This is a genomic window from Okeania sp., assembly GCF_983059655.1.
In genome coordinates this window covers 5,010-24,889 of record NZ_CEZPJD010000028.1, presented here as the reverse complement: position 1 = coordinate 24,889, position 19,880 = coordinate 5,010, and the positions used below count along the sequence as shown (strand labels likewise).

Here is a 19,880-nt window from a genome sequence, read left to right as displayed (position 1 = left end):
TTTTGACTTTTGACTTTTGACTTTTGACTTATTTATTGTGTTTAGCGTAATGCCTCTCCATTAACTGAGCAACTTCAGGATTATAAATTTGCAAATAATTCCAATAATTTTCAAAGACAGACTCCACATAACCCCTGGTTTCAGGATAAGGAATTTTCTCCACAAAAACATCAGCATCATCAAACCCAAACCGCTTTAACCAACTACTCACAGCATTCGGTCCAGCATTATAACTAGCTACTGCTAACATCGAATTATCCTTATATTCTTGATGAGTAAAATCTAAGTAATAAGTACCCAAATTTACATTATCATTCACATTCTCTAAATCATAGCTCACAAGATTAATACTCTTAGCTGCCTCCTTACCCGTTTCTGGCATAATTTGCATTAACCCCGTAGCACCAACTACCGATTTTATCTTCGGCATAAAACGAGATTCTTGACGAATTAAAGCAGTAACCAACACAGTATTTAACTCTCGTTTGTTAGACCATTTCACAATAGTTTCCAAATAAGGAAAAGGATACAAAGTTTGCCAATAAGTAGGCTTTTCCTTCAATGCTTTATACTCAGCTATTTCCTCTGGTTTTTCCCGTTTGCTCAAGCTAGTAAGCATCCAAATACCATCTAAATTATCTCCTATACCAATCCTTAACACCCCATCAGTATACTGTTGAGCAACAGTTGGACTCATTCGGTCTTCAAATTCTACCTGCCATTGTTTCCAAGCATCCCGGTCTTGACCGATCTGATAGAGTTCTCGCAATGTGTCAGATCCAAAAGGCAATGGGTCTCGCTGTTTAGTATGTACAACCTCTGGAGATAGAGGACGAACAGTAGTAAAATCACCCACAGGCCAATCCAACATCACCGCCGATCGCCAAGCATAGTAGGAGTGGGGATAACGTAAAATCATAAATTCAAAAGCCTTTTTAGCATCCTCTGTCTGCCCAAGTTGCTGTGCCCACTTACCTACCCAGAAACCAGCTTGTGGTGCTAACTCACTATCAGGATTATTCGCAGTCAACTCTTGTGCCCACTTCCAAGCTACTTGTAAATTGCCCCCCTCAGCAGATTTTTCTGCCAACTCCCACCGTAATTTAGCAGCAGCATCAGAATTCTTATACTTACTCAACAACTGTTGACGTACCTGTGAAGCTGACTTAGCAGACTTGAGTCGATCGAGTAACTTAGACTTATCGAGCATAGCTTCGGCCGCATGGCTAGGAAAATTAGCAATTACCCTGTCAAGATAGGGTATGGCTTGTTTTGGCTTGACAAGTCTCGACAGACGAATTAAACCTAAAGCTGTATCTTCTCCCCCATTAGGAAACTGATTAATTAAGGCTTTGTAAGCTTCACGGGATTCCTTGGTCTTTCTCCCTAACCATAAACCCCTAGCATAACGATATAGATTTTTGGGTGTCTTGGTTGCTTTTTTATATGCCAGGCCACCTGTAGGATAATCCTGCTTTTCCCAATATCCAAAAGCAACCATTTCCCAATCTTCAGGAGTTAACTGGGAGGCATATTTTGTTCTGAGTTGTTCCAATACTGTTCCATATTCCGGCAGATGAAAACCATATTTAGCAATGAGCAATAACAACTGAGGTTGATTAGGATTTTGCTTCAGTTTTTCTTGAGCAATTTTCACTGTAGTGGGGTGAGCTGGAAATTTAGCGATCGCCTCATCCCAATATTCCGGCGTTTCTTTTCCTAGAGCATACAAAGCTTCTGCTACTACTGGGTCTTCTGGATAGGTTGCTAATAATTCTGACCAAGCTTTTTGTGCTTTTTCTGTATCCCCAGCTAATTCATAAGCTTGCGCTCGTTTTAAGATGACATACGGTGCTAAAACTGTATATTCTTGGTCTAAATTTTTAAGTTTAGTGATCGCCGACTTTACCTCTCCCTGTTTGATTAAATCATTGGCTAGCATATAACGTGCCCGACTGCTATTTAGAGATTTTCCTTTCTTCGTCGCAGTTTCGAGTTGACTCTTTCGTTTTTCGGGTGGCAGTGACACCAAATTTGTTACATCTAGCTCTGGGTTAAGCTGCTGATTTTGGATTGTGTTTTGAGAGACACTTTTGTTATTATTTGTAATTTCTGGTAGAAACACTCCTAGTAACAAAGCACTGACAGAAACGCCGATCAGTATAGAAACTTTTGTTATATTTTGCTTTAACATTTACTTATGATCAGTTTATTAATTTTAAAGAGAATATGGTCTGATTCTTTTTCTTGGCAATAATTCTATTTTTCCTAATTTGTATTTTAGATTACAGTTTTGAGAAAAATAGCAATTATTGTAGTTGAAGGAAAGGTTAGGACATATCTAAAGTGGAAAGTTCAGACAACGCTAGATTTTTCCTTCTGTCTTTCCTGCGGAATGCTACGCAAACATTTTAGTGCAGAATGGCAGAAATAACTGACCAGTTAAAAAATCCTAAAAACCTTACCAATCAATACTTATGACTGTCTTGAGTATGTCTTACATTCTGAGGGGACTTCAGAATTACACACTCGCTTCTGACTTTTGACTTTTGACTTCCGCGTAGTGGCACTAGCTGCCTTCTGGCTTCTACTATATTTCCATCTCATTTCAGAGTTGAGTAATGGACTTTCCTCAAAATTTTTACTTAGCCCCTATTAGTAATCATATCGTGAATTTCTCTCTCGTTAAATCGGAGATTATCACGGGAAGACCCTTGCCGAATCTAGTTGGATTATTTTCTTTAGTGACCTACACATTTTCTGACTCATTTCCGGACTCAACCTATTACTAATTTTGGCATTGCTGAATTAAGGTATGAAAGTAGGTTTATAGGTTTATAGGGAACAGGGAACAGGGAACAGCGGTGCGACCCCGCGTCGGCGAAAGACGCAAGCGGTCAGATCCCGCGTCGGCGTCAGACGCAAGGGAATGCTGACCAAGAGAGGGAATGCGCACCAAGAGAGGGAACAGTTAATATTAACAAGTAGTTCAAACCATCCAAAATACAAAATCCAAAATATAAAATTATCAAATCATACCCAGAATCAGCAACGCCCTAATTTTATGTCTATATTAAGCATAAAATTACTCTTAATATAGAATCCGGTTATATAACATATGTTGATAATTCTATAATAACTTCAATCTCCCCATCCTCCCACACTCTCCTACCCCCCCCCTATCTCTACCCCCACAACTCACTCAGGCAAATTATTTAACGGCTGTGGATAACCAATTCCATAACCTTGACCATAGTCTACACCTATAGTCTTAATTTTCTCTAAGATAGCATGATTGCTCACAAACTCAGCAATCGTTTTGAGACCCATCACATGGCCAATCCGATTCATTCCCTCAACTATTGCATAATCTAAGGGGTCACTGACAATATCCTTGACAAAACTACCATCAATTTTTAAGTAATCTACAGGCAAGTTTTTCAGATAAGTAAAAGAAGACACACCACTACCAAAGTCATCTAGAGCAAAGCAACAACCCAAATCTTTGAGTTTTCTAATTAACTTAGCTGCTTGAGATAGATTAGCGATCGCCACTGTCTCAGTAATCTCAAAACATATCATCTGTGGAGAAATATTAAACCTAGCTAATTGTGCTTGTAAAAAATCAACAAATTCCTCATCATTAACCGTTTCACCAGAAATATTAATTGCATAAATAGTATCTGCTTTATTTGTATCTAACTCCCGAAACAATCTCTCACCATCAAGATCCTCAAAAGACGGTTGCAAATGACCTTTGAGCTGTGACAAATAACTAAAAAAGTTTTGAATCACCCAACGGTCAATCATTGGCATCAGATTATATCTTTCTGCTGCCGGAAGAAAAGCCATCGGCGGAATCAATCTATCCGTTTCATCTCTCAAGCGTAAAAGTATCTCATGATAAAAATTATTCAAATGCGAATTTGATAATGGTGCAACAGGTTGATAATACAAACAGAAAAGATTTTGTTCGCAAGCTTGATGAATTTTTGTTACCCAATGCACAGTATTTTTTTGCTGCTTCAAATCTGAATCATCACTTTCGTAAACATGAAAACGATTTCGACCTCGATTTTTGGCGATATAACAAGCAGCATCAGCAGCACTAAGGAGCCAATTAACATCATTTATCACACCTGCCTGACTAAGACTTTCCTGACTAAGAGTAATTATACCAATACTGACACCAATATTAAAAGTTTTATCTTCCCATACAAATCTGTAATCCTGAATACTATCAATTAACTTTTGCGCTACTAGTTGAGTATTATTCATGTCGCACTGCAATAATAGCAAAGCAAATTCATCTCCACCGATCCGAGCTAAAATATCTGATTGACGACATTGAGATTGTAATAAAAGAGTCACCTGACGCAACAATTCATCCCCAGCTCTGTGACCACAAGTATCATTAACAATTTTAAATCTATCTAAGTCTATATAAGCAAGAGTATGTACTTGATTATATTGATTCACTTCCTCCAAAGAATTTTCTAAATATTTCTCAAATTCTCTGCGGTTTAACAACCCTGTTAAAGAATCGTGTTGAGCTTGCCAAAATATTTGATTCCTCAACTTGCGCTTGTCTGTTACATCTCGAAATACTAACACTGCCCCTAAAATTTGATCGTCTTCTGTTTTGATAGGAGCAGCAGAATCCTCTATTGCATACTCTTGACCATCACGGGCCACCAAAATAGTATGATTTCCCAGTTCGACGATTCGCCGTTCTCGGAAAACTATATCTACTGGACTCTCTATTGGTGTACGGTCTTGTTCATCAAAAATTTGGAAAATCTCAGCAAGTGGTAAACCTTTAGCTGCTGACAACTCCCATCCAGTAAGTTTTTCAGCAATGGGATTAATATAATCAACATCACCTTTTTCATCAGTAGTAATCACTCCATCCCCGATAGATTTTAATGTGATTTCCGCTAGTTCTTTTTCTTGAAACAGAGCCAACTCCATTTGTTTGCGTTCTGTAATATCTTCAAAAATACCTGCAGTACGGTATATTTCTCCCACTCTATTGCGTACAGGAAAAGCACGACTCCAAATCCAGCGCATTTCACCATCAGGTCGTACAATTCGATACTCGTCGTCAGTAAATTCACCACGACGTTCTTTCTCATCATTCAAAACAAAGCCATCGCGGTCTAATGGATGAATGCTATTGATAACTGTTTCTCGCCAATCTTCTAAATTTGTGATGGAGCGCCCCCAAACATATTCATAAGTAGGACTGACGTAGATAGACTCACTTTTGTCAAGGTTAGTTATCCAAAAAACCTCTCGGATATTTTCTGCAATTTGACGGAAATTTTCTTCGCTAGACCTCAGAGAATTCTGAGTTTTTTGTCGTTCGATCGCTGTACCTAATGCATTAGCCACTGCCTGCAAAAAATAAACATCATCCTGAGTAAACCACCACCTCATTTTAGTATGTATAGCTAGTATCCCATAAGGCTTTTGTTTGTCACTGCCAGGGATAATGACGCTGATCCCAGAAATAATACCATGGTCGCGCAGCAGTTTTGTGGTTCTGAACCTGGTTTCAAAACTAAGGTCTTGGACAATCACAGGTTTAGATGAATGTAGGGTATAACCTACTTGAGTATCACTGCCAGGATTTAGGACCGCATAACCTACAAGTCCCTCTTGCCAACCAACACCAGCTCGCAATAGTAAAGAATTACCATCAGGTAACAGTTGGAGAATCTTGCAGTACTCTCCATCTAATATTTGGGAAACCATTTGTACCATCTCATCCATCAGCAGAGAAATATTTTTGCCAGATAAGGCTTTTTGAGTAATTTGAGCTACAGCTCGCTGCTGTCTAATTCGATTTTTACAAGCTTGGTTAATCAGCATTAATTGGGAAGTTTGCTCTGTCACTCGTGTTTCTAATTCCGCATTGAGAATAGAAAGTTGTTTTTCTACCTGTTTGCTATCAGTGATATCGCGACCTTCGGAAATTAATAAGATCGTCTGCCCAAGTTCGTTAAAAACTGGTTTGAGAGAGAAGTCGATGGTAATTATTTGTTGATGTTGACCAACTACCATAACTTCATAACGTACAAATTCACCTATAATTGCTTTAGCGATCGCTTTTCTCATTTGTTTTTTAGCAAGTCTATGTTTAGTTTCTCTGTTTATTGGATGTTCTTCATCATCCACTGCTAACCACCATTTAACTTGCCAAAAGAAATGTCCGACAATATCTTCATGTTTGAAACCAGTAAAATCTAAAAATGTCTGATTAGCTTCTAAAATAGTACCGTCTGGGTTTAAGAGTCCCATAAATTGAAATGTTTGATGAAAAATAGCCTGGAAGCGTCTTTCGCTTTCTCGGATAGCTGTGATATCTCGCCCCACTGCTTGATATTCTACTAAGTTATTGTCTTTGTCAAATATTGCTCGATTTGTCCACTCCTGGCATCTCCACTCTCCGTTGAATATTTCTATCATTTGTTCGTTGATAGTTACTGGCTGCTCTGGAGTCAGAGTATCTAATAGTTTTTGTAGCTTGACAACCTCAAAAGATGATAAAAACTGATAAAAACTTATCCCAATTAGCTCCTCTGGCGTTGTGTCAAAATAGCGACAATAAGCATCGTTGACAAAACTCAAAAATCCCTCTTTATCAAAACGACAAATCAATTCTGTTTGGTCTTGGACTATGGCACGATATTGACTTTCACTTTTTCGTAGTGCTTTTTCTATCTCTTTACGTTCTTTAATTTCTGATTCTAAAGTTTCGTTAGTTGCTGTTAATTTGGATGCGCTTGGTAATTCTAATGCTTGAGGAATCAGAGAGTACATCTCCAGCGCTGTGTACAGGGAAACCATTGCTGTAATTGCTTTGATACCTCCTGATAACCAATAGGAGGGATGCCACAAAGTCCAAACTTCTAGAAGATGGACTGTACCGCAAGAAGCAATAAAAGCCCCAAACATCCAAAATATCCGTTTAAAGGGTATATCCTTTCGTTGATGAACAAAGTATACTAACGTGAATGAGATAAAGTAGTAAGCTATTGCTGTTAATGCGTCTGAGCTAGCGTGCAGCCAAATTAAGCCTGAATCCCAAAGATAGCATTGTCCATGGGGTATTAATTGTTCTGGGGAAAATATGTTTAGTATGGGTTGCCACATAATAACTAATTTTGTAAATTTTTTGAAATTTCTAATATTTTATTTTGGTATAATTTAAAACTTTATATTAGCTATCTTTAGACTCCTCAACCTTGAAAATTTGTTACTCTGTAGCTCTTTTCGATCAACATATTTACTATTTGTATGTTATCTTTTATATAGATAAAAACTTCTATATATTTATATAAAACAGGGATAGTATATCTAAAACGAATAATAGATAATTTATTGTTGTACGCTGAAAATATTCTTACAGATTACAAAATATAATTGCTAGGATAAAATCAACTTAACCTGAATTAATAACAATGTAACCACAGTTTAAAAATATGAAATATTAGATTTGATAGCAGAAGGAAAAAGGAAGAAGTAAGAAAGAAGAATATTGTTTTGTATGAGTTTTAAGCTTTTGAACTGTCCGCACCCTTTCCTTTGACCATTATAAAGTATTATGTTTTCAAAAAAAATATTAATCTTTTGATAAAAGCAGCATTGTTTAGCTCGTTTTTGTCTATTCCCAATTTGATTTGACAATGGGTCTCCCGTTATAATCTGCGATTTAACGGAAGGGGAATTGCCGAACTGCAAATTAAATAGGTTTCGATTGCTGTTCAATTCATGTATATTAACTTAATTAAAAAAATCATCAAAACAAAATAAAAGTAATTATATAAGTTTGAACTCAAAAAAACGATTAAGATAATTTATCAACTACCAGTTAAAAGGAAATTAAGATGGAAATTACAACAATCAATACACCTCTGTTAGAATGGACCGGAGATGCCCTAGCCATTGGTTTATTTGAAGATACCGATAGCATATTAACCGGGGATATGGCCTATTTGAATGAAAAGCTGACTGGCACTTTATCTGAACTAATCGAAGAAACAGAATTTAAGGGTAAAGTCAACACCAATGCCTCGACTCGTGTGGGCAGCAAAAAATCCATCCGCAAAATTATTATAGTGGGCCTTGGTAAATCGGAAGAGTTAAAATTAGAAACTCTGCGCCAAGCAGCAGCAACTTGTGGACGTTTGGCAAAAAAGGAGAGGTGCAAAACTTTAGGCATTAGCTTACCAATATGTGACAATGCTGAAGCTACAAGTGCAGCCATTACAGAAGGTGTTGAGTTAGTCCTCCATCAAGATAATCGCTTTAAATCTAAACTAGAAGACCAAGGGCCAGATGTAGAAAAAGTAGAGTTAATCGGTTTAACTGGCTCTGATGAAGCGATCGCCCGTGCCCGGAAAATCTGTTCTGGGGTTATCCTAGCCAGGGAACTTGTAGCAGCACCTGCTAACTCTTGTACCCCAATAACTATGGCTGAAACGGCTGAAGCTTTGGCTAAAGAGTTTGGGCTAACTATAGAAATTTTGGAACGAGAAGATTGTGAAAAGCTAGGTATGGGAGCTTTCCTTGGAGTTGCTCAAGCTTCCGATCTTCCACCAAAATTTATTCATATTACCTACAAACCAGAAGGTACTCCTCGTAAAAAGTTAGCAATAGTAGGAAAAGGCTTAACTTTTGACTCTGGTGGCTTAAACTTAAAGACTTCTGGTAGTGGGATTGAAATGATGAAAGTTGATATGGGTGGAGCTGGTACAACTTTTGGTACTGTTAAAGCGATCGCTCAACTTAAACCAGATGCGGAAGTTCACTTTATTAGCGCCGTCACTGAAAATATGGTTAGTGGCCACGCCATGCACCCTGGAGACTTCCTCACTGCTTCTAATGGCAAAACTATTGAGGTGAACAATACGGATGCAGAGGGGCGTTTAACCTTGGCCGATGCTTTAGTTTTTGCTGATAAGTTAGGAGTAGATGCGATCGTTGATTTAGCTACTCTCACAGGAGCTTGTGTCGTGGCATTGGGTAATGATATTGCTGGTTTATGGAGTCCTAATGATGATTTAGCGGGGCAACTGGTGGCAGCAGCAGAAAGTGCTGGTGAGAAACTATGGCGGATGCCTTTGGAGGAGAAATATTTTGAGGGGTTGAAAGCTATGCACGCTGATATGAAAAATACTGGACCTCGCCCTGGTGGTGCTATTACTGCTGCTTTATTTTTGAAGCAGTTTGTTAAAGATACACCTTGGGCGCATTTGGATGTGGCTGGACCTGTATGGATAGATGCAGAGAATGGTTACAATAATGCTGGTGCGACAGGATATGGCGTTCGGACTTTGGTCAACTGGGTTTTGAGTTAGAAATTTCGAGTAACCTTTTTGAGATTACAGCTCCAGAAGTCATACCACCAAAACCATTTTCGGATGATTAGTTAGGGTTTGCTGAATAAAGTATGAGTGGTAAAGGCAGGAGCCAGAATTTCCGTTTGTCATGCTCTGCAAACAGAATCCAGAACTCAGGAGGGAAGGCAGAAGTCAGAAGAGAAAAAAAGTTCAAAGGGAAAAGGTTTTTTTATAACTGATTATCCGGACATGATATAATACTTCTGACTTCTGACTTACTTTTTGCTGCGCCAGGTATCGTGGAGAAAAGAAGAATTTCAAGCTTTAAGCTTTTTAAACTTTAGTCTTTCTAGCCTTTCTCGTTCCGCCTAGCATTAAACCGCTCAGTGCGATAAAACTTACTATAGATACTGCTGGTTCGGGGGTGGAAACCGCCCCATTAACCACAGTTTCACCAGCGACTACGTCCTCCAAGGATACAGTCGCCGGTATGTTTGCGCCAATGCCATTGAAGGAGATCTGGGAGCCGCCCAGTATTATATAAGGGGGATTGGGAGCACCGCTATCAAATGAAAGAAATGCGTTGTCCACTAAAGAGAAAGAGAAAGAAGCATAGCTGAGGTCCGGATCAACCTCTCCTGCCGATACTACAAGCTCTTCAAACAATAGCGATTCATCTGAAAACAACCGAACACTCCAAGAGTCTAACTCAGTCAATCCAATAACTCCATCTAAAGAAGAGTCTTCTCCTGAAAAATCCATCACGAGGCTGATATCGGCATCATTATCACCATCAAAACTGTAGGTTGTTGTAAAACTAGCTGCGGTTGCTGGCAGCAAATTGCAGAAAATAATGGCTCCGGCAGTTGCTAAAGAATTTGTTAGGAAGTTGTAAAAATATCTTTTAAATTTCATGATAGTTGCTCTTATAAAAAAAATGAAAATAATGAATAGTAGATAAGGAGAAGGCACAAATATCCTCAAACGCACGCCCAAAACTGACGATATAATAATCAATGAATTTCAAAAAAATTGAGAAAGAAAAGTTAAAACAAATCATTAAGTTAAGTAAAGACGAATTAACTTTTATTTGCTCACCCAATTGAGAGATTAACACCGTATTCTAAACAGCGCAATTGCAAACAACTAATTTAATTAAATCTTAATTAAAACACATAAAAGTAAGTATTTACACTATGTAAATCATTTCAATTACTTTTTCGTTCATCAAATTCCGAGCAAATAATTAAGTATAAATACTTGCTTAATCGTTTACTCAATCACGACAGCTATGATTTTCTCCTACAGAGCTTTTCAAGTTGATGAACCACATCTTCACAAACAAACCTTGTAGGGATGTTCCATGGAGCGTCCCTACAATGGTCTACCCAAATGAAAACCGCTGTAAATTCTGATATCAAAAAATAACCTTACTTTTCAGTAAAATTATTCACAGTAGCTGCTACATCAATACCAGTAGTTTGCTTTAACTCTTCAAAAAAAGCAGCCATTTTTGTCGCATTGCTTCCATCTTGAGCATTAATTACGGTAACATTATCCACGTCAACTTCTGGCACAGTAGATACCATAATTTTCAGCAACTCTTCCAGCTTCTGGTACAGAAAAACTTCTCGTGCATTTGCACCAGCAGCTTTCCAAGATTCTGCCAACTTCTTAATACCCTCTGCTTGTGCTTTTCCTGGTTCGACAATAGCAGCAGCATCTCCCTTGGCAATAGCGATCGCTCGTTTACATTCAGCTTCTGCGGGAGCAACTACATCTGCCTGTAACTGTTGTTCAACTTGCTTAATACGCTCATTTTGCACTGCTACTTCAGCTTGAGTTCGTGCTACCTCTGAACCAATATCAGCCTCTGCTTCCGCTACCACTGCTTGCCGTTTTGTCATCGCATCTTGAATACGCCTCTCAGCTTCTGCACGAGCTACAGCAATTTTAGTGTCAATCTGTTTGAAAGAAGTATTTTTTTTGTTTTCTGCCGAGCGAATAATTGATTCTGCCTGGGTTTGTGCTTCAGCAATACGAGAGTCTCGTAACAATTCAGCTTGTTGTTTTCGACCAATAGAATCAAGATATCCTACATCATCAGCAATATTCTGAATTTGTAGAGTATCTAAAACTAAACCTAATTTTTCTAGATCGTCTTCTGCTTCTTCTAGCAAGCTTTTAGCAAAAGCAATTTTGTCTTCATTAACTTGTTCCGGTGTCAGAGAAGCTAACACACCACGCAAATTTCCTTCGAGGGTTTCCTGAGCTAATTTTTCAATTTCCTTGCGAGTTTTGCCTAGCAGACGCTCGATCGCATTGTGAATAGTAGGTTCTTCACCAGCAATTTTGATATTTGCCACACTCTCAACTGTGAGAGGAATACCACCTTTAGAATAAGCATTATTAACCTTGAGTTCAATGATCATATTACTCAAGTCCATGCGGAAAGCTTGTTCTAAAAGGGGAACGCGAATGCTACTACCTCCCTTGACGAGACGATATCCAACTTTTTTATCGCTTTCTCCAACATGGTGACGACTTCCAGAAAAAATTAGGACTTCACTTGGTTGACAAATATAGTAAAGGTTCCGAATGACAAAGACACCAGCACCAGTACCAAGACTGAAAACTCCCAATAATGCTAATACTATTTCCATGATTTTTTTTACTCCGTTATTTTAGTTATTTAAGTAAGGAAGAAGGAAGAAGGAAGAAGGAAAAAGGAAAAAGGAAGAGGACAAAAAATATACTTGTGTGCTTGAGCAATGGCTTTAAAAATTATATTTCCTAGCTATTACCTAATCATCAAATATACAATTATAGCGTTTCCCAAAGTCATGAGGTACAGTTATCTTTTTGTCTTTTTATTCCCTGTTCCCTGTTCCCTTTTCCCTCAAGCTTAAAATTTTGTACCTCACCAGTATGGGAATTGCTATAATTTTGCTTGACTACTTAAAACCCATAAGGGAAATGGTAGTCCTGCATAGTAATTTTGGATAGGAACAAGTAACTCTACCACGGGAGCAAGATGCTCCCACTGCCATGCTTCGTAACAAAAATCATTAAAATACACGGCTATTACAATGCACCACCAGGGAAATGTTTTCCTCCCTGTTCCCTGTTCCCTGTTCCCTGTTCCCTGTTCCCTGCTATAACTTCTTTCCCATTTCCATTGCTGAAATTACCAGTTACATCAACACCCAGGGTTTGATTAACATTTTTGAGGAACTGGCGGAATATTTCAGGGTAAGCATTTACCAAACTAGCGATAGACTTGCCATCTCCACTATCGATAACTTTGATATTTTCTAATTTAACTTGCTCTGTCACTTTCGCAGACTCGCGCAAAATCATACTAATTTGTTGTAAGTAGAATAACTCCGCAGCATCTTTACCAGTCTCTTGCCAAACTTGGGAAAGCATATCGTTAACTAAAGCTTCAGCTTGAGCATTTTCTGATAGAGAAGCAGCATTTCCCTTTGCTTGGAGTTCTTTTGCCTGTCGTTGTGCTTCTGCTGGCAATACTTCATCTGCTTCTAAACGCAACCTCTCTAACTCAGCACGGACTGTTTGCAATAATTGTTCTGCTCTTGCTCTTGCTTCTTTAGCTGCTGCTTTAGTTCGTTCTTCTTCTGAACGTGCTTCCTGCTCCAATTCTGCTTGAATTTTACGAAGTTCGTTTTCTTTCTGGACGATAAATGTTTCTGACTGAGTTTTGGCAATTTCTGATTGTCGTTGGCAGTCTGCTTCTATTTGGTCTGCTTCTGCTTTGGCGTTAGATTCAGCTATTTCTGCATCTCGGCGAATCATCGCAATTTGTTTGCGCCCAATAGAATTTAGGTAGTCTACGTCATCGGAAACACTTTGAATTTTCAGGATATCGAGTTGGAGACCCAATTTTGCTAAGTCGCGACTCACATCTTCGGCAATGCGTTCGGCGAATTGGAGACGGTCTTCGTTTAGTTGTTCGGGGGTCAGGGTAGCAACTACACCCCGCAGGTTTCCTTCTAGAGTTTCTCTTGCTACACGGGTAATTTCCGAGCGGTCGCGGTCGAGAAATCTTTCTATAGCATTGCCTACTATTTTGGGGTCATTGGAAACTTTGACATTGGCGATCGCTTGAATATTGAGTGGAGTACCGCCTTTGGAGTAAGCATTCCGCACTTCCACAGGTACTGGCATGGTGCGTAAGTCCATGGTTTTGGTTGTTTCCAGAATTGGGATGGGAATTGCTCTACCACCGAAGATTACGCGATAACCCACTGTTTCTCCTTCTTTTGTCCGCCGTTTTCTACCGGATAAAATTAGAATTTCGTTGGGTTTACAAATTTGTATGAATGTGTTGATAAACCAGATTAATACTATCACTCCAAATATAGATAGAGCGATGGGTAAACCTGTAGAAATTTTTCCTGTAAAATCCTGAATTGGCTCTCTTTGTATTACAGGAGGAATTTGTGCTATTTCTACAGTAGTTAATTCGGCTTGATTAGATTCTAAAAATTCACTTTTCATTAGTTAAATTTCCTCATTGATTTTTGTGAAATATAGTATTTTTCATGTAGTAGTATAGAGAGTTATAGCTAACTGGCCTACAAATCGTTTATTTCCTAAAAATATCTGTAGTTATTCATTATCTTTTCTGTGGTGGGTTTAATACCCCACTGTCAACAAGAGTGCTAAAAATTGTTTGGGGTTTGTAGACACGGAGTGGCGTGTCGAAGACTATCCATAAGCAATTTTCCCCTCTGCCTTCTGCCTTCTGCCTTCTGCCTTCTGCCTTCTGCCTTCTTCATTTATGATTATTCCTGATGTAGAAAAGATGATTTGGAAATTACCCACACTTGATTATTCTCTGTGCCGATAATAAATACCTCTTCTCCCTTAGTAAATTCTTTAGATTCTTCTGTTGTACGGGCAATTAATCCGATGTTAGATCCTTTAACATTTAGACTAACTTTACCCCTACTATGAGTATCGAATGGAATTTCCACAGTGCAGAGTAAACCTAAAAAATCTTGAGGACTGACAATACTATTTATAACTTGGTTTTGTCGAAAAATAGACAACAATAATACTATTAACATCCCGCAAAATATTCCTACTCCCACCGACATATAGGCTAAGATTAAAAGTTGATTTTTCATGCCGATCTATTCATATCGCAACTATAATTGTAAGTTGTGCAGAAAATTTCTTGAAATTAGGGAATTGGAAAATCGCGATCGAGGATAGCTTAAAAATATAGCAATGAGCGCTGGTATATTTACAAATTACAGGAGGGGCCAAATAGCTAAAATCTTATATTATCGGCAATTTATTCCCCCTATTGCCTGTTGCCTGTTGCCTGTTGCCTGTTGCCTGTTGCCTGCGCACAGCGCTATATTAAGATTTATCATCTGATGTTCTATCTAGATAATCTTCTGATACTACCCATACTCTATTATTTTCTATTCCTACGATAAATGCTTTTTCCCCTCTAGTAAATTCCCTAGATTCTTCAGTAAAAGCCATCAGTTCGACCACAGATTCCTTCACATTTAATCTAATTTTTCCTCTACTATTTTTATCAAAAGGAATCTCCACAATTCCAGAAAGACCTGCGAGATCGCCACTACGCACCAAACTATCAGCTTGACGGTGTTTTAAAGTATATAGCACCCATGCCATAATTGTGCCACATAAAATACCAACAATTATAGAAATAATGGCAATTATTGTTGGTGAAAGAGTGGGAGAAATATAGGATAACAAAATACCAGTTAGCCCAAAGAAACAACTGCCAAAAGTCCAAAATTTGAGGCTGAATAATGGTAGCCATAATCCTCGGCGACGCTGATATATTGAAGTATGAACTTGTCTACTTGATTGGTCTGTAATTTCTAAGTCTGGGTCAAAGTCTTGGTCAAAATCTACACCATCTAGACCGGCAAAGGCGGAGAGTGCCACAAATGCTCCACCAATAATTAGACAGAAAACATAAGCTGATTCCATAAGTTGTCCTTCATAATTTTTAAGAGCCTCTTAATCTATTTATATTCTGCCAAATTAGTTTCTATTCAGCCTATTTGTTAAAAAAATTTGTGAAAGTGGGAAACAGATTTCTCAGTATTCAATTAATCATAACTCTATGTTCTAAGTTCTAAGCAACTCAATATTTGCTATACAGAAAGGAAATTATAGTTTTATACTTAAAAGCAGCTAATCTAATTCTATCAAATATCTTTGAGATTGCTTTTGCTCTTAATTTATTCTTCCTTCTTCCCTCTTGCTTTTTTCTTCTTGCTTCTACTACAGCAATACTGACTGTTGATAATTAGGATTATAATTAGGTAAAACTTCTATGCTAGGCTGAGTAACTCGTAAAGTTAATGATAGTCTAACTTTACCGCTAGTATTACAGACAGAACGATGAATAAGTTCATCTGTAAACATCACAAATTGACCTGCTTTGAGAATAACTGGCACTGAGTTTTCTGCCAATTTTTCTGTAACTTCAAAGAAATTATTGCCGCTAAAAGGGTCTGTCATTTTGATAGATAAATTGTTACTTTTCTGAATATTTGGTATAAATTCAAAGCCATTAAATTGATTTACTTCAGTCAGAGCAATATAAATATTAATTGTTTTACCTACACCAGAAAGCAATTTTGGATAAGAGTCTCTGTGCCACAAGGGAATTAATTGTTTTGCGGGATAATTTACCCAGAGTTCGGAGCGCCATAATACTAATTTTTCTCCTAAATATTCTTGCAATTTTGCTAATAATTTTTCATCCTGACATATTTTCCAAATTTCAGGGGAATCAAGATGTCTTTCCATGTGAAATTCTTGTTTCCAAATTTGAACTAATAATAGAAATGCTGAACCAAGTTTTAATTTACATAAAAAATTTAAAAGGCGTAAAAATAATAATTTTCCTGGAGGTTTTGGTAAGATTTCGGCAAAAATTGTTTTGGTAATTTGAGCAATTTCTTGACTGTCTAGTTTGAGGGTGTAAGGACCGGATATTCCAGAAAAATTATCATAATTAATTGTTTTGTTAGTTGTTATATTCTGGCATCCACTCCAGAGTAAACTTCTTTCCCAAAGTTGTTTTGCTAGGTCAGTATCTGTTGCAATTTTTGGCAAAGGAATTTCTTGGGTTTGAGAATCAAAAAATTTACCACTTATCTCTTTTAGTTGACTTGACTTAGCACAAGATAATGTACTATTTGCGCCCTTTTCTGGAGAAATTCCTAAACCTAAATATTTACTCAGACGATGCCAAATTGTAATATTGGATTGTACAAATCCTGGATGAACGGCATTAACAGTTACATTTGTATTTTCTAACTGTCTGGCAAGTTCAGTTGTCAAAAGTAACAAACATAATTTAGAGACAGAATAAAGTTCTAAAAAGTTGAGAGGTGTTTTTTTTACTAATAAATTCCAAGGAATAGTTTTTGGCTTTAATGCCAGATCTGAAGCTACCATAATAATTTTACTAGCGCCAGAACTTTTGAGTTTTTCTAATAAAAGATATGTCAGTAAAAAATGACCTAAATAGTTGGTCCCCCAAATTAATTCAAATCCTTCTTGAGTAGTACCTCTTTGATTAAAAATTCCGGCATTGTTAACTAAAATATTTAGAGTCAGCTCCCTAGCTAAGAACAAATCAACAAATTTACGAACTGAATCTAAACAAGCTAGATTTAAAGGCAAGAATTCAACGTTTTTATTGCCACTAATTTGACGAATATAATCTACAGCTTTTGTGGCTTTACTAATAGAGCGACAGGCAATAAATACATGACATCCAGCTTTAGCTAAACCAACAGAAGTCATTAAACCAACACCAGAATTACCACCCGTAACAATACATACTTGATTTTGTAAATCTTGATTCATAAATTACAGCAGTTTTCGAGTTAATGAAGTACAAAGTTTTATTGCCCCAGGGAACAGGGAACCGGGAACAGGAAAAATAATAATAATTTTACAATCGTACCTCACTATCCTCAAAAGTGCTGTAAAAAAAGTATTGACAATTAACAATTAATAACTGCCTCTCCTTCTCAATTAGTAAATATTTTATCTAAAATTAAAAGCAATAGCTGTTAACGCAGTTCCTCCCCAGGAAATGCTTACCTATATCATAAAATTAATTTATATCTAAACAATAATTTGTTGAGAAAACCACAAAAATAGGGAACAATAATTCATACTATAGCAATGTGTGCTGGCTTATGTACAAATTACAGGAACTGTCCAATAGTTAAAAGTCTGATATTATTCCTGACGGAATGCTACGCAAACAGCTTTTTATCCCCCCTATTGCCTGTTGCCTGTTGCCTGTTGCCTGCGCACAGCGCTGTAGCTGAAATTGAGGCCAATATTTATGAATGGGCATCGTTATAGATTGTTACTAAGTTTGCTATTATTAGGAATGGGTTTAATATTATCAATTATATTTAATCCTACTATCGGTATTGAAGTAAAATCTATAAATATTGAAATAGACTCTCAACGAAATTTAGTCAGTCGTATCTATACTCCCAGCACAGCAAAACCTCATCCAGTAATATTATTGTGTCATGGTGTCAACAATAGCAAAGAAATGATGACACCTCTAGCAGTAGAGTTAGCAAGACATGGAATAGCAGCGATCGCTTTTGACTTTGGCGGTTATGGCGAGTCTTATCCACTGAAAAATAGAGAAAAGTCTATAGAAAACTTAGACAAAAATACCAAAGCAGATGCTAAAGCAGTCCTCGCATACATTCGCGATCGCCCAGAAATTTTTGATGGAGACCGCATTGGTATTCTTGGTCACTCTATGGGTGGTGCAACAGCATTAAAGTTGGGGCAAACAGAAAAAGTATTGCGCTCGACAATTATTTTAGGTATGAGTGGCAGCGCTACTACCACCATTCCTCGAAATCTATTTTTGGGTGCTGGTTTATACGAGCAAATTAACCCTCCTGAAGATTTAAGAATTATGTTGCAACAAGCAACGGGTAGCAAAAATCCTGTTTGTGTCAATAATAGTAATAATATTTGCGGTAGTTTCAGTAATGGCACTGCTCGACTGTTAATAATTTCTGGCACCGCAGACCATATCATCGCCACCTACGACCCAAAGTTAATGATGGAAGTTATCAAGTGGGCACAACGTAGTTTAGATGTTAATTCTACTAAGGAGGTAAAATTAGCTGCCCCTGGTTTAATCATTTCTATGTTATTAACATTTGCAGGTGGTATTGCTTCTGGTGTTTGTGTATTACTTCGACCTGATGAAAAAATCAGAATGCAGAAGACAGAAACGAGAGGAGAAAGTTTAGTAGAAGAAATATATTTTCGTCAGATAAAAAAAGCAGCAACGTTAAAAGTACAGTTATTATGGCGACGTTGCGTTACCTGGTTATTGGCAATACAAATGACCGTTATTTGGTTAATGGCAATAAGAGGTCTGGCACCCACTAGAAGTGCGAGTAATATGCTGGTGTTTTGTTATGTTTTGCAACTGTGTAGCAATTATGCTTTACGTCGCTCTGACAAGTTAGCTTCTATTTTGCGAGTTGTTTGTTTATATGTTTTGCTTTTGATAGTAGCGTTTTTATTGCCAACATTATTATGTGGAGTCACTGAAATTTTAACTACACCAAATTATCTGATGAGTTTACCTCAATTTTTGCTCCAGTGGCCGTTTTTTGCCTTCTATAACTACACCATAGCAGCTAAACTAATTTTGATTCCTACTTATACTTTAGAATTACAAGTTAGTTGGTTATTTGTATTATTGGTTTTGTTAGAATTGATGTCGTCTGGGATAACTTTGCTAATAGTAGAACACATTTTAGTGGGGAGTGTGAAATGGTTACGTCGTCCGTTTGTTTTCACTGGAGTGAGTAATATTTCCCAGAAACAAATTGGTTTATTAGGATTATTATTGTTAGCTTTTTTAGGGGTATTGTATCAGCGAGCGAGCGATGGTTTATTGGTGTTGGTAATGAGTAAAGGAATATTAGCATTACAGATGCTGGGGTTATTTTTATTTTTGCCCATAGGAATTATTGGGGTTACTGTTAGGTCTTCCTGGTTTCAAAATTTAGAAAAATAGAGAAGAAGGAAGAGGGACAAAAGTAAAGATTATTTCAGTATTTATTCGGTACTGCCAGTTCCTAATTTTTTTATAACTGACAAAAAATCAGGTCTCAAACTTATTCATATGATATTAGTTATCTAGGAGATGATGGAAAATAGAAAATAAGTTTTTCCGAAATTTATTAACAGTTTGATGTAGTTACAAATTGCCATAACTTTTATTCAAAAATAGAGAGGAGTTTAATGGTTTAATTTATGCCAAATTTAGCCAATAATTTTAAAATAAAAAACATACTATGAAACAACGATATTGATTGATTTATGGAAAGCAAAAAAAATCAAAATATCTATATATCTCGATTGTGCCTGAATTAATTAAATAATATATACTAAAAATACTGAGGCATCTGAGGAAATAAAATATGACAATACAACTTCCCT

The 19,880-nt window shown here is 37.2% G+C and carries 11 protein-coding genes; 2 read left to right on the top strand and 9 right to left on the bottom strand.

Annotation, left to right across the window (positions count from 1 at the left end):
- Positions 1 to 28 precede the first annotated feature (28 nt).
- Both AC3DU7_RS03485 and AC3DU7_RS03480 read right to left on the bottom strand, forming a co-directional pair.
- Positions 29 to 2,194: a lytic transglycosylase domain-containing protein gene (locus AC3DU7_RS03485; protein ID WP_488037977.1), complete on the bottom strand. Its 2,166-nt coding sequence runs from the start codon at positions 2,192 to 2,194 to the stop codon at positions 29 to 31.
- 1,004 nt (positions 2,195 to 3,198) lie between these two features.
- The gene (locus tag AC3DU7_RS03480; RefSeq protein ID WP_488037976.1) at positions 3,199 to 7,158 is read right to left on the bottom strand and encodes an EAL domain-containing protein; all 3,960 of its coding nucleotides are present in this window, start codon (positions 7,156 to 7,158) and stop codon (positions 3,199 to 3,201) included.
- A gap of 734 nt (positions 7,159 to 7,892) precedes the next feature.
- Here AC3DU7_RS03480 and AC3DU7_RS03475 point away from each other — a divergent pair.
- Positions 7,893 to 9,365, top strand: a complete 1,473-nt coding sequence (locus tag AC3DU7_RS03475; RefSeq protein WP_488037975.1) for a leucyl aminopeptidase — start codon at positions 7,893 to 7,895, stop codon at positions 9,363 to 9,365.
- Between the two features lie 315 nt (positions 9,366 to 9,680).
- On the opposite strand, the gene AC3DU7_RS03470 is transcribed toward AC3DU7_RS03475, so the two are convergent.
- From AC3DU7_RS03470 to AC3DU7_RS03440, 7 genes are all read right to left on the bottom strand, one after another.
- Positions 9,681 to 10,262, bottom strand: a complete 582-nt coding sequence (locus AC3DU7_RS03470) for a hypothetical protein (protein WP_488037974.1) — start codon at positions 10,260 to 10,262, stop codon at positions 9,681 to 9,683.
- A gap of 515 nt (positions 10,263 to 10,777) precedes the next feature.
- Positions 10,778 to 12,010, bottom strand: coding sequence for a flotillin family protein (locus AC3DU7_RS03465; protein ID WP_488037973.1), 1,233 nt, complete (start codon positions 12,008 to 12,010; stop codon positions 10,778 to 10,780).
- Positions 12,011 to 12,285: 275 nt separating this feature from the next.
- Positions 12,286 to 12,426: a hypothetical protein gene (locus AC3DU7_RS03460; protein WP_488037972.1), complete on the bottom strand. Its 141-nt coding sequence runs from the start codon at positions 12,424 to 12,426 to the stop codon at positions 12,286 to 12,288.
- 5 nt (positions 12,427 to 12,431) lie between these two features.
- A complete protein-coding gene (locus AC3DU7_RS03455) occupies positions 12,432 to 13,868 on the bottom strand; it encodes a flotillin family protein (protein WP_488037971.1) in 1,437 nt (478 codons plus the stop codon).
- Between the two features lie 287 nt (positions 13,869 to 14,155).
- Positions 14,156 to 14,500 (bottom strand): hypothetical protein, encoded by a 345-nt coding sequence (locus AC3DU7_RS03450; protein ID WP_488037970.1) that lies wholly within the window; start codon positions 14,498 to 14,500, stop codon positions 14,156 to 14,158.
- Between the two features lie 238 nt (positions 14,501 to 14,738).
- Positions 14,739 to 15,347, bottom strand: coding sequence for an NfeD-like protein (locus AC3DU7_RS03445; protein ID WP_488037969.1), 609 nt, complete (start codon positions 15,345 to 15,347; stop codon positions 14,739 to 14,741).
- A gap of 297 nt (positions 15,348 to 15,644) precedes the next feature.
- Complete coding sequence (locus AC3DU7_RS03440) at positions 15,645 to 17,243, bottom strand: SDR family NAD(P)-dependent oxidoreductase (protein ID WP_488037968.1); 1,599 nt, start codon at positions 17,241 to 17,243, stop codon at positions 15,645 to 15,647.
- Between the two features lie 490 nt (positions 17,244 to 17,733).
- Between AC3DU7_RS03440 and AC3DU7_RS03435 the strand changes: the two genes are divergently transcribed.
- Complete coding sequence (locus tag AC3DU7_RS03435) at positions 17,734 to 19,455, top strand: alpha/beta hydrolase (protein WP_488037967.1); 1,722 nt, start codon at positions 17,734 to 17,736, stop codon at positions 19,453 to 19,455.
- Positions 19,456 to 19,880 lie beyond the last annotated feature (425 nt).